Annotated in this window: 10 protein-coding genes; 4 read left to right on the top strand and 6 right to left on the bottom strand. The window is 70.2% G+C overall.

The genetic code is table 11. From position 1 onward, the window contains the following. Nucleotides 1-10: 10 nt before the first annotated feature. On the bottom strand, nt 11-1,168 hold the full coding sequence (locus FHR82_RS02140) for an FAD-dependent monooxygenase (RefSeq protein ID WP_184808503.1): 1,158 nt from the start codon (nt 1,166-1,168) through the stop codon (nt 11-13). 51 nt (nt 1,169-1,219) lie between these two features. Between FHR82_RS02140 and FHR82_RS02135 the strand changes: the two genes are divergently transcribed. From FHR82_RS02135 to FHR82_RS02125, 3 genes are all read left to right on the top strand, one after another. Next, entirely contained in the window at nt 1,220-1,777 is a 558-nt protein-coding gene (locus FHR82_RS02135) for a TetR/AcrR family transcriptional regulator (protein ID WP_184808502.1), read from the top strand. Between the two features lie 198 nt (nt 1,778-1,975). Further along, nucleotides 1,976-2,815 carry an enoyl-CoA hydratase-related protein gene (locus tag FHR82_RS02130; RefSeq protein ID WP_184808501.1) on the top strand — a complete coding sequence of 280 codons (840 nt, stop codon included), beginning with the start codon at nt 1,976-1,978 and terminating at the stop codon, nt 2,813-2,815. 202 nt (nt 2,816-3,017) lie between these two features. Continuing rightward, on the top strand, nt 3,018-4,841 hold the full coding sequence (locus FHR82_RS02125; protein ID WP_184808500.1) for an AMP-dependent synthetase/ligase: 1,824 nt from the start codon (nt 3,018-3,020) through the stop codon (nt 4,839-4,841). A gap of 46 nt (nt 4,842-4,887) precedes the next feature. Here the strand turns inward: FHR82_RS02125 and FHR82_RS02120 are convergent, their stop codons facing one another. Then, the gene (locus FHR82_RS02120; protein WP_184808499.1) at nt 4,888-5,619 is read right to left on the bottom strand and encodes a class I adenylate-forming enzyme family protein; all 732 of its coding nucleotides are present in this window, start codon (nt 5,617-5,619) and stop codon (nt 4,888-4,890) included. Next, nucleotides 5,616-6,119 carry an SRPBCC family protein gene (locus tag FHR82_RS02115; protein ID WP_184808498.1) on the bottom strand — a complete coding sequence of 168 codons (504 nt, stop codon included), beginning with the start codon at nt 6,117-6,119 and terminating at the stop codon, nt 5,616-5,618. Before FHR82_RS02115 ends, FHR82_RS02120 begins: the two co-directional genes overlap by 4 nt. 208 nt (nt 6,120-6,327) lie before the next feature. On the opposite strand from FHR82_RS02115, the gene FHR82_RS02110 reads away from it, so the two are divergent. Continuing rightward, the gene (locus FHR82_RS02110; RefSeq protein ID WP_184808497.1) at nt 6,328-6,516 is read left to right on the top strand and encodes a hypothetical protein; all 189 of its coding nucleotides are present in this window, start codon (nt 6,328-6,330) and stop codon (nt 6,514-6,516) included. Here the strand turns inward: FHR82_RS02110 and FHR82_RS02105 are convergent. From FHR82_RS02105 to FHR82_RS02095, 3 genes are all read right to left on the bottom strand, one after another. After that, complete coding sequence (locus FHR82_RS02105) at nt 6,478-7,491, bottom strand: 2-oxoacid:ferredoxin oxidoreductase subunit beta (protein WP_184808496.1); 1,014 nt, start codon at nt 7,489-7,491, stop codon at nt 6,478-6,480. The genes FHR82_RS02110 and FHR82_RS02105 overlap by 39 nt on opposite strands. Then, nucleotides 7,491-9,368, bottom strand: coding sequence for a 2-oxoacid:acceptor oxidoreductase subunit alpha (locus tag FHR82_RS02100; protein WP_311770827.1), 1,878 nt, complete (start codon nt 9,366-9,368; stop codon nt 7,491-7,493). The genes FHR82_RS02105 and FHR82_RS02100 overlap by 1 nt, the downstream gene beginning before the upstream one ends. Before the next feature lie 186 nt (nt 9,369-9,554). Then, nucleotides 9,555-11,777, bottom strand: coding sequence for a heterodisulfide reductase-related iron-sulfur binding cluster (locus tag FHR82_RS02095; RefSeq protein WP_184808495.1), 2,223 nt, complete (start codon nt 11,775-11,777; stop codon nt 9,555-9,557). Between the last annotated feature and the right edge of the window lie 13 nt (nt 11,778-11,790).

Raw genomic sequence — 11,790 nt, 5'->3', positions numbered from 1 at the left:
GCCACGCGGTTTAACCGCGGACCAGACCCTCCTCCGGGCGCCAGCTGAACGGTTGCGCCAGCGACCTGATGAACACCGACTTCGGCATGGCCCGCAGGAGGACGTTCCTGGCCGACCTCGCCGGTGGCCACGACAGGTGCGACACGTCCCGGCTCATCAACGCCTTCCGCCCCATGGCCTGTGTCCTCGGGCGGCGCAGCGCGTCGTAGCGCCGCAGCGCGGTGGCCAGATCGGGCTGTGTCTCCACCGCGACCGACAGCGTCGCCGCGTCCTCGAGGGCCTGGCAGCCGCCCTGGCCGAGGTTCGGCGTCATCGCGTGGGCCGCGTCGCCGAGCAACGCGACCGGGCCACGCACGTAGGCAGGCAGCCGGGGCAGGTAGTAGATGTCGTTGCGCAGCACCTGTTCCTCGGTCGCCCCCGCCAGGATCGTCGGGATCGGCTCGCACCAGTCACCGAAGCGACGCCGCAGCTCGGCCAGTTCACCGTCCGGGCCGCGGGTGCCCGGCGGGACCGTGCCCGTGCCGTAGCAGTACACGCGGCCGTCGGCCATCGGGAACATGCCGAACACCGCGCCCGGCCCCCACGTCTCGGCCCACATCGCCACACCGGCGCCCATGAGGATCTCCGGGCGCGGCAGGATCAGCCGCCACGCCGTCTGCCCCGAGTACCTCGCGGGCGCGGCCTCGGGCCACAACGCCCGCCGGACCGGGCTGTGGACTCCGTCGGCACCGATCAGCAGGTCCGCCGACAGTTCGCCGCCGTCGTGCTCGACGACCGCGCGGGCCCCCTCGACCCGCGCGCCCGTGACCCGCACCCCCGGCAGCTGCGCGGCGTCCGGCACCCGCGCCAGCAACGCGGTCCGCAGGTCGTGCCGGTGCGCGACGACGGCCTTGGCCGTGTGCGCGACCGCGTCCGCGTCGTCGTCCATGCGGACGATCCACCCGCCACGCCAGTCCCGCAGCCCGCCCGCGGCGCCGAGCCGCTCGGCACCCAGCGTCACGCCGACCGTGTCCAGCGCGCGGAACGCGTTGGGCCACAACGAGATCGCGGACCCGACGACGCCGAACTCCGACGTCTGCTCCAGCACGGTCACGTCCCAGCCACGCCTGCTCAACCCCGCCGCCACGGCGAGTCCGCCGATGCCCCCGCCTGCCACTACCGCTTCCATGACACCCCTCCTCTACAGATGTAGTGGACTCTACACCCGTAGAGTGAAGGCGTGACAGACCGGCGAACTGTGATAGCCGACGCAGCGATCGCGACCATCGCGCGCGAGGGCATGCGTGGCTTCACCCACCGCGCGGTGGACCGCATCGCGGGCCTGGCGGAGGGCTCCACCTCGTACTACTTCCGCACCCGCGAGTCGCTGATCTTCGCGGCGCTCGCGCGGATGGCCGAGCTGGACGCGCTCGACGTCGGCGACGTGCCAGACCGGGGCGGCGAGGTGGACCTGGAGGCGCTGACCGACCTGCTGACCTCGGTCATGCGCCGGTGGCTGACCGTGGGCCGCGAACGCACGCTCGCCCGCTTCGAGCTGACACTGGAGTCGACGCGGCGCCCGGAGCTGCGGGAGAAGATGCTCGAGTACGGCACGATGTTCCGGCTGATGGCCGAGAAGACCATCGCGGCGGCCGGGGCGAGCGAACCGGAGCGGCGCGGCCGGACCTTGGTCGCCCACCTCGACGGGCTGGCGCTGCACGAGCTGACGCGCGTCGGCGGCGGTGAGAACGAGCTCCGGGCGGCATGCCGGGATCTGCTCGTGATGGCACTGGCGTGACGAGCCGCGGCCGGTGCGCTCCACAGCACCACCGGCGCCACGGAAAACGCGGAAGCGCGGAAGGCGCGCAGGCGCCGGGGCGCGAGCCACACACACCACTCCCGAGGCTGCCGGCCATCCCGGGAGACCAGCCCCTCTGGCGAGGAGCCGCCGGAGGCAAAGCCCGCCCGGCGAGGACAACCCCGACACAGCACTAACGTGAGCGCTGTGGAACACGTGAGCTATGCGGTGTCCGACGGCATCGCGACGGTGACGCTGAACCGGCCGGAGGCCCGCAACGGCTACACGGTCACGATGGCGGACGAGCTGGCGGCGGCGTTCGACGAGGCCGACCGCGACCGGTCCGTACGGGTGGCGGTGCTGACGGGCGCGGGCAAGGACTTCTGCGTCGGCGCCGACCTGTCGGCGGGTGGGCTGGACCTGTCCGCGGACAACGCCGAGACGTGGCACGAGCCGGCGGGCCGGTGCTCGATGCGGATCTTCGCGATGAACAAGCCGGTCATCGCGGCCATCCGGGGCGCGGCCGTCGGCGCGGGGTCGACGATCATCCTGCCCGCGGACTTCCGGCTCGCCGCCACCGACGCGCGCTTCGGGTTCGTGTTCTCGCGGCGCGGGCTGTACCCGGAAGGCGCGTCGACGTGGTTCCTGCCGCGGCTCGTCGGGCTGGGCCGGGCCATGGACTGGATGGTCAGCGGCCGCGTGTTCGACGCGCCAGAGGCACTCGCCGCGGGCATGGTGCACGCACTGCACGAGCCGGACGAGGTGCTCGACAAGGCCTACGAGCTGGCGCGCGAGCTGATCAGGACCACCGCGCCGGTGTCGGTCGCGGTGATCCGGCAGATGCTCTACCGGGCGGCACAGACCGACTCGCCGTTCCCGGTGCAGCGGCTGGACTCCCGCCTGATCGCGGGCAGCGCGGCGAACCCCGACACCGTCGAGGGCATCATGTCGTTCCTGCAACGCCGCGATCCACAGTGGACTGGAAAGGTCCCGGACGACCTGCCGGACCACCTGCCCTGGCGCACCGACCAGGGGTGATCCACGCGGGCCCCGCGCGTCTGCGCGCGTGACCGAGGCCGCCGCCGCGAAGTTTCTGGCACACCGTTATTGACCGGTCGCCAATAGTGACAGTAGCCTCCGTTTGTCGTCAATGCCCGGTTCGACGTGGACGTGGACCATCACTGGTGCTTACGATCACGCCCTACTCGGGAGCCGACCCCGGCGCATCGGAGCGTGGCACATGAACGAAACGACGTCTTCGCACCGCACGTCCTTGCACCGCACCTTGTGCGCGTCGTTCCAGGATTTCGTCAAGAAGACACCGGACGAGGTCATCATCCGCACGCCCGGCGGCGCCACGGAGATCACCTGGCGCGAGTGGGACAAGCGGGTGCGCAAGCTCGCCGCGGGGCTCGCGGCGCTTGGCGTCAAGCGCGGTGACACGGTCGGGCTGATGCTCGCGAACCGGCCCGAGTTCCACCTCGTGGACGCGGCCGCACTGCACCTCGGCGCGGCGCCGTTCTCCATCTACAACACCTCGACGCCGGAGCAGATCGCGTACCTGTTCGGTAACGCGGGGAACAAGGTCGTGTTCTGCGACGAGCGGTTCCTGCCCCGCGTCCAGGAGGCGGGCGGCGGGGTCGAGCACATCGTGAGCGTGGACGACGTGTCCGATGTGGACGGTGTGCTGACGCTGGCCGATCTGGAGGCCAAGGGCGACCCGGACTTCGACTTCGACGCCGCGTGGCAGGCCGTCGAGCCGGGTGACCTGTCGACGATCATCTACACGTCCGGCACCACGGGCCCGCCGAAGGGCGTCGAGCTGACCCACGCCAACGTGATCGCCGAGGCGGACGCGGTGCGGATCCTGTTCAACGCCAACGCGGGCGACCGGGTGCTGTCCTACCTGCCCGCCGCGCACATCGCGGACCGGGTGACCGCGCAGTACTTCGCGATCCTGTTCGGCATCCAGGTCACGTGCGTCGCCGACCTGACCAAGCTCGCCGAGGCGCTGCAGGACGTGCGCCCGCACTCGTTCTTCGCGGTGCCGAGGGTGTGGCAGAAGCTGAAGGCGGCCATCGACGTCGGGCTCGCGGCGGAGCCGAGCGGCGCCAAGCGGCGGATCGCGACCTGGGCCATCGAGACCGGCGTCAAGGCGGCCCGGCACAAGCTGGCGGGACGTCCGCTGCCGCCGGTGCTCGCGGCGCAGCACCGGGTCGCGGACAAGCTCGTGCTGGCGAAGCTGCGCGACAAGCTCGGCCTCGACGAGGTGACCGGCCCGGCGTCCGGCGCGTCGGCGATCTCGCCGGACATCCTCGAGTTCTTCTGGGGCCTCGGGATCCCGGTGTACGAGGTGTGGGGCATGTCCGAGACCGGCGGCGCCACCACGGCGAACGCGCCGGGGCAGACCAAGCTCGGCACGGTCGGCCGCGCGGTGAAGGACATGGAGATCAAGATCGCCGAGGACGGCGAGCTGCTCACCAAGGGCCCGACGATCATGCGCGGCTACCGCAACGACCCGGAGAAGACGGCGGAGACCATCGACGCCGACGGGTGGCTGCACACCGGCGACATCGCGGAGGTCGACGCGGACGGGTACGTCAGGATCGTCGACCGCAAGAAGGAACTGATCATCAACGCGTCGGGGAAGAACATGTCCCCTTCGAACATCGAGAACGCGATCAAGGCGGCGACGTCCCTGGTCGGCCAGGTGGTCGCGATCGGCGACGACCGGCCCTACGTGGCGGCGATCGCGGTGCTGGACCCCGACTCGGCGGCGGCCTTCGCGAAACAGCACGGGTTCGGCGGCGCGTCACCGGACGAGCTGGTCGAGCACCCCGAGCTGCGCGCCGCGGTGCTGGCCGGTGTCAAGGAAGGCAACCAGAAGCTGGCACGGGTGGAGCAGGTGAAGCGCCTGCGACTGCTCCCGTCGACGTGGGAGCCGGGCGGCGACGAGCTGACCCCGACCATGAAGCTCCGCCGCAAGCCCATCGCACAGAAGTACGCGACGGAGATCGACTCACTGTTCGCGGACACCCCGGACGACAAGATCCTCCAGCCCTGAGACCACACCGTCGTGGGCTCGCGCCGAGCAGCGCGAGCCCGCGAGGTCAGGCAGCCGTCAAACCCGCTTCCGTCAACACGTGCGTGGGCGGGCGGTAGGCCGGCAGGTCGTCGTGACGGGACAACACCTGGGTCGCGCCCGTCATCAGCGCCGCGCTCAGGGTGACCGGGTCGTACGAAGGGGTCGTGGTCAGGATCACCGCGTCCGCGGTCAGGTTCACGGCGGCCGCACGAACCTTCAGCGCCTCGTGCGTCACCAGCCCGGACAGGATGGCAGCCGGTGCCCGCTCGTCCCGGTCACGCGGCTCGACCAGCAACGACCCACCGGTCGACAGCTCGGCGCACGTCAGCACACCAGGCTCGGCAGGCGCGTCCAGCAGCAGCACCAGCTCCAACGAATCCGGCAGCACCGAGCGGACCCGCTCGTACATCGCACGTCCCAGCACCACCGCCCGAGCCCGGGTCACCGCGAGGAAATCGGCGAACGCGTCGGCGGGCATGTCCGGGGTGACGGGCGCCGCCACATTGCCGCTGCGGACGATCGCGTAGAACGCCGTCGGGAAGTGGGTGCCGGGCAGCGCGGCCACGACGACGGTCAACCCGTCACCACCGAGCCGCTGCCGCAGCCCGAACGCGAGCCGGGACACGGCACGGTCCAGCTCGGCGAACGTCACCGTGCTGCTGGACGTGCGCAGCGCGGCGCGGTCGGGCCAGCTCGCCGCGGCGCGGCTGGGCAGCACGTCGACCGAGCCGACCGGCAGATCTGCGAACGAGGTCATGAGGCCTTCCTTTCCTGGGCCGCTCGGTCGGCGGGGGTCGGGAGGTGGTGTGTCACCACGCCGAACTCCGCGGTCCGCCGCAGCGAGCCGAGCATCGCGGCGCCGATGGCGGTGATCCGCCGCCCCGCCTCGGCCGCGGTCTCCGCGTCGTCGTCCGCGACGCTGAAGTAGTGGTCGAGGGCCACCACCACCCCGACCGCCTTCGGCTCGATCCGCCACACGCCGGCCATCGACTCGAGCGGCGTCGGGGCGTCGGTCCGCCGGTACCGCACCTGCAGCCGCCTCGGGTTCGCCTCACGCACCGAGACCCAGGAGTTCCCCGACCGCTCGACGATCCGGAACCGCTCGCAGGCCCGTTCGATCCCGAGTGGCTCGACGGTGGCCACCGTGTCGAAGACCGTTGGCCAGCCCTCGATGTCGGCGACCAGCTCGTAGACGCGCTTGGGCAGGGCGGCGACCTTGAACCGCTGGCGTGTCGTCCAGATCTTCAGTTCCACCATGGTTCCGCTCCCTCCAGTGGCTCGAGTGGCAGGGCTCCCTGTGAGTTTCCTCACCGCCGCTGGAATGCGGCTGGAAGGCCGCTCGACAGCCGGTCCTCATCATCGCCACTCGTGGTAAAGGGACCGCTACCGCGAGTTCTCATCCGTGTTGCGAGCGAGATTCGAGGCGCGGCTCGCATCCTGGCCACAGCGCGTGAAGGAGGCCGAGATGACGCATCAGGGCGTGCCACGCAGCCTCAGGCCGGCGGTCGTTCTCGTCGACGCCGGCCCGGCCGCACGGCGGCGGTTCCACGCGCTGGTCGTGCGCGCGTACCGGGAATGGGAGTGGGGGACGCGGAGTCCGGTGTGGCTGCGCTGCTCAGCCGACCGTCCAGGTGTCGCGACCCCGGAGGAGTGACCGCAGGTCGGCGGGCTTCGCGTCGGTCGCCGCGCTCACCTGCGCACGGGCCTGGTCGTCGTAGGTCGGCCGGTCGACGTTGCGGTAGACCCCGGTCACGGTGTGCGCGAGGTCCTGTGTGGACAGCCGGGACAGCGCGAACGCGTAGGCCGGGTCGTCGGTCGTCGCGTCGTGCACGACCACCCTGTTCTCGTCATACGGCCCGATCTCCAGGCCGCCGCGGTCGTTGCGCAGGACGGCGTGCTCGCGGTCCGGCCCGAACCGGATGGGCTGCCCGTGCTCGACGGGGATCAGGCGCTGTTCCTTCTCACCCGGTTCCTTGAGCACGTCGAAGGCGCCGTCGTTGAAGATGGGGCAGTTCTGGTAGATCTCCACCAGCGCGGACCCGCGGTGCTGGGCGGCGGCGGTGAGGATCGACGTCAGCTGCGCGCGGTCGTTGTCCAACGTCCGCGCGACAAACGTGGCCTCCGCGCCGATCGCCAGCGACAGCGGGTTGAACGGGTGGTCCAGCGACCCCATCGGCGTCGACTTGGTCAGCTTCCCCGTCTCGGACGTCGGCGAGTACTGGCCCTTGGTGAGCCCGTAGATCCGGTTGTTGAACAGCAGGATCTTGAGGTTCACGTTGCGGCGCAGCGCGTGGATCAGGTGGTTGCCGCCGATCGAGAGCGCGTCGCCGTCACCGGTCACGACCCACACCGACAGGTCCGGCCGCGTGACGGCGAGACCGGTGGCGATGGCCGGGGCGCGGCCGTGGATGGAGTGCATGCCGTAGGTGTTCATGTAGTACGGGAACCGCGACGAGCACCCGATACCGGAGATGAACACGATGTTCTCGCGCTTGAGCCCCAGCGACGGCAGGAACGACTGCATGGCGTTGAGCACCACGTAGTCCCCGCAGCCCGGGCACCAGCGCACTTCCTGGTCGGACTTGAAGTCCTTCGGCTTGAGCCCCAGTTCCAGGTCCACAGTGGTCATCAGGCCGCCTCCGCCAACGTCGTGCCCAGGTGTTCGGAGAACACGTCGACCAGTTCCGACTCCATGAACGGCGTGCCGGCCACCTTCGTGTACGACACCACGTCCACCAGGTATCTGGCGCGCAGCAGCAGCGACAGCTGCCCCAGGTTCATCTCCGGCACGATGACCGTCCCGTACCGCGCCAGCACCTCGCCGAGGTTGGCGGGGAACGGGTTCAGGTGCCGCAGGTGCGCCTGCGCGATCGACTGCCCCCTCTTGCGGATCGCCCGGCACGCGGCGCCGATCGGCCCGTACGTCGAACCCCAGCCCAGCACCAGCACGTCCGCGTGGCCGCCGGGGTCCTCGACCTCGAGACCGGGCACCTCGACACCGTCGATCTTGGCCTGGCGCAGCCGGACCATCCGGTCGTGGTTGTCCGGGTCGTAGGAGATGCTGCCCTTGCCGTCGGCCTTCTCCAGCCCGCCGATGCGGTGCTGCAGACCCGGCGTACCCGGGATGGCCCACTCGCGGGCGAGGGACTCGTCGCGGACGTACGGCCAGTGCTCACCGCTGCCGTCCGTCGCGTTGGGCTCGGTCGCGAACGTGACGCGGAGGTCCGGCAGCTCGTCGACGTCCGGGATCAGCCACGGCTCGGACCCGTTCGCGAGCGCGCCGTCCGACAGGACCAGCACCGGCGTCCGGTACCGCAACGCGATCCGGACCGCGTCGATGACGACGTCGAAGCAGTCCCCCGGCGACAGCGGCGCCAGCACCGGCACCGGCGACTCGCCGTTGCGGCCGTGCAGGGCCTGCAGCAGGTCCGCCTGTTCCGTCTTGGTCGGCAGCCCGGTGGACGGGCCGCCGCGCTGCACGTCGATCACCAGCAGCGGCAGCTCCTGCATGACCGCGAGCCCGATCGTCTCGGCCTTGAGCGCGATGCCCGGCCCGGACGTGGTCGTGACCCCGAGTGCGCCGCCGTACGCCGCGCCCAGCGCGGCGCCGACACCGGCGATCTCGTCCTCGGCCTGCATGGTGATCACGTTGAAGTTCTTGTGCTTCGACAGCTCGTGCAGGATGTCCGACGCCGGCGTGATCGGGTAGCTGCCGAGGAACACGGGGAGCTGCGCGCACTGGCCCGCCGCGACGATCCCGTACGACAGCGCGGCGTTGCCGGTGATCTGGCGGTACTCCCCCGGCGGGAACTTCGCGGGCGCGACCTCGTAGGTGGTCGCGAACGCCTCGGTCGTCTCGCCGTAGTTCCAGCCCGCCCGAAACGCGAGGACGTTGGCCTCGGCGATGTCGGGCTTGCGGGCGAACTTCTCCCGCAGGAACCGCTCCGTGCCCTCGGTCGGCCTGCCGTACATCCACGACAGCAGCCCGAGCGCGAACATGTTCTTGCAGCGCTCGGCGTCCTTCTTCGACAGACCGGTGTCGGCGAGCGCGCCCTGCGTGAGCGTCGCCATCGCGACGGGCAGCAGCTGGTACGCGTCGAGCGAGCCGTCCTCGAGGGGGTTCGCGTCGTAGCCGACCTTGCCGAGGTTGCGCTTGACGAACTCGTCGGTGTTGACGAGCAGGGTCCCGCCCTGCGGCACGTCGCCGATGTTCGCCTTCAACGCGGCCGGGTTCATCGCGACGAGCACGTCCGGCCGGTCACCCGGCGTCAGGATGTCGTCGTCCGCGAAGTGCAGCTGGAACGACGAGACACCCGGCAGCGTGCCCGCGGGCGCGCGGATCTCCGCGGGGAAGTTGGGCAGCGTCGCGAGGTCGTTCCCGAACGCGGCGGCCTCGGAGGTGAACCGGTCACCGGTGAGCTGCATCCCATCACCCGAGTCACCGGCGAACCGGATCACCACCCGGTCAAGTCGCACCCGGCCAGCGGGCTTTCCTCCGGAGATCACCGACCCAGTGTCTGTGACCCCGGCCGAGCCCGGGACGAATCCGGCTAGAGCGCCTGACCGGGCGTGATGAAGGGGCCCTTCCTCACCTCGGGCGCAACGAAGGGCTCCTTCCTCACACCGGGCGTGACGAAGGAGTCCTTCCTCACACCCGACGTGACCGAGGAGCCCTTCGTCGCGTTGGGTCCGTCAGGCGTTCTGACCGCGCTTCACCGACTCCAGGAGCATCTGGGAGACGTCGCGGACCTGGACGTCGGTGCCCTTGTCCTCGCTCTGGCGCTGCACGAGGCCGTCGGTGATCATCACGCGGCAGAACGGGCAGCCCGTGACGACCTCCTTCGCGTTCGTGTCCAGTGCCTCGTCGACGCGCTCCAGGTTGATGCGCTTGCCGAGGTGCTCCTCCATCCACATCCGCGCGCCGCCGGCGCCACAGCACAGGGAGCGGTCCGCGTGGCGCGGCATCTCCGTCAGCTCCATGCCGGTCGCGCCGACCAGCTCGCGTGGCGCCTCGTAGACCTTGTTGTGGCGGCCCAGGTAGCACGGGTCGTGGTAGGTGACCGGCGTGCTGCCCTCGGGGGGCTTGACGGGCGTCAGCTTCTTGTCGCGGACCAGGCGGTTCAGTACCTGCGTGTGGTGCAGCACGTCCCAGTGCCCGTTCGTGCCCTCGAACGTCGGGATCATGCCCTCCAGCTGCGGGTACTCGCGGGCGAGCGTGTTCATGCAGTGCGGGCAGGTGGTGATGATCTTCCGCTTCTCCGGCTCGCGGCCCTCGAACACGGTGTTGAGCATCTCCGCGGTCTGCTGCGCCATCATCTGGAACAGGAACTCGTTGCCCGCGCGCCGCGCCGGGTCACCGGTGCAGGACTCCTCGTTGCCCAGCACCACGTACTTGACGCCCGCGATGTGCAGCAGCTCGGCGGTGGCCTTCACGGTCTTCTTGGCCTGGTCGTCGAACGAGCCCGCGCAGCCGATCCAGTACAGGTACTCGACGTCCGGCTCCAGGGTGCCGTCGTAGATCGGCACCTCGAACGGCAGGTCCTTCGCCCAGTCCATGCGCGCGTTGTTGTTCTGGCCCCACGGGTTGCCCTTGTTCTCCAGGTTGCGGAACAGGGTGCCCAGCTCGGACGGGAACTCCGACTCGATCATGACCTGGTAGCGGCGCATGTCGACGATGTGGTCGACGTGCTCGATGTCCACCGGGCACTGCTCGACGCACGCGCCGCAGGTCGTGCAGGACCACAGCACGTCGGGGTCGATGACGCCGCCGACCTCGGCCGACCCGACCAGCGGCCGCACCGCCTGCTCCGCACCGGAACCCGGAACGCGCCCGAAGCCGGACTCGGGCACCCCGCGGTGGCCGTTGTCGCCCTCGGCGAGCGCCAGCACGTCGACACCGGAGTGGTCGGGCACCTCCTGGCCGCCGATCAGGTACGGCGCCTTCGCGAACAGGTGGTCGCGCAGGTCCATGATCACGAGCTTCGGCGACAGCGGCTTGCCCGTGTTCCACGCGGGGCACTGGCTCTGGCAGCGCCCGCACTCGGTGCACGTGGCGAAGTCGAGCATGCCCTTCCACGTGAAGTCCTCGATCTTGCCGCGACCGAAGACGTCGTCCTCGCCGGGATCCTCGAAGTCGATCGGCTTGCCGTCGGACTCCATCGGCAGCAGCGGGCCGAGCCCGTCCGGCAGGCGCTTGGTGGAGACGTTGATCGGCGCGACGAAGATGTGCAGGTGCTTCGAGTAGAGCACGATGATCAGGAACGACAGCGCCACCCCGATGTGCAGGAGCAGGCCGATCGACTCGATCCACTCGAGCGCCGTGTGGTCCACGCCTTCGAGCAGCTCGCCGACCCCGAGCGACACCCACGCGCCGGATTCGTAGGGGAAGTTGCCCAGCGCCGCGGCCGAACCACGGAACAGGAACAACGTCCAGATGACGTTGAAGATCATGAAGAGGATCAGCCAGGCGCCGCCGGTGTGCGAGCCGTAGAAGCGGGAGGCCCGCTCCTTGCGCTCGGGCGCCTGCCGGTACCGGATGATCGCGAACGCCACCAGCGACACCAGGACCATGACCGCGATGAAGTCCTGGACGAACCCGAGTACCGACCAGCGGCCGATCAGCGGGATGTGGAAGTCGTGGTCGAAGAGGACGCCGTAGGCCTCCAGGTAGACCGAGATGAGGATGACGAAGCCCCAGAAGGTGAACGCGTGGGCCGCGCCCGGGATGGACCACTTGAGGAGCTTGCGCTGCCCGAAGACCTCCTTGACCTGCGCCCACAGCCGCTGGCCGAGGTGGTCGAAGCGGTCCACCGGCTGACCCGACTTGATCAGGTCGGACAGGAACTTCGCACGCCGGGCCGCTACGCCGAGCACCACGACGGTGATCAGCAGACCGAGAATAAGTCGAACGACCACGAGCTCTCCCGCA

The organism is Actinophytocola algeriensis, from assembly GCF_014203735.1.
Lineage (GTDB): Bacteria > Actinomycetota > Actinomycetes > Mycobacteriales > Pseudonocardiaceae > Actinophytocola > Actinophytocola algeriensis.
This window is presented reverse-complemented; position numbering and strand designations above follow the sequence as displayed.

Coding starts and splice junctions, on each gene's coding strand:
- FHR82_RS02120 (WP_184808499.1), bottom strand. CDS start 5,619: ATGACCTCGTTCGCAGATCTGCCGGTCGGCTCGGTCGACGTGCTGCCC.
- FHR82_RS02140 (WP_184808503.1), bottom strand. CDS start 1,168: ATGGAAGCGGTAGTGGCAGGCGGGGGCATCGGCGGACTCGCCGTGGCG.
- FHR82_RS02105 (WP_184808496.1), bottom strand. CDS start 7,491: ATGACCACTGTGGACCTGGAACTGGGGCTCAAGCCGAAGGACTTCAAG.
- FHR82_RS02110 (WP_184808497.1), top strand. CDS start 6,328: ATGACGCATCAGGGCGTGCCACGCAGCCTCAGGCCGGCGGTCGTTCTC.
- FHR82_RS02115 (WP_184808498.1), bottom strand. CDS start 6,119: ATGGTGGAACTGAAGATCTGGACGACACGCCAGCGGTTCAAGGTCGCC.
- FHR82_RS02125 (WP_184808500.1), top strand. CDS start 3,018: ATGAACGAAACGACGTCTTCGCACCGCACGTCCTTGCACCGCACCTTG.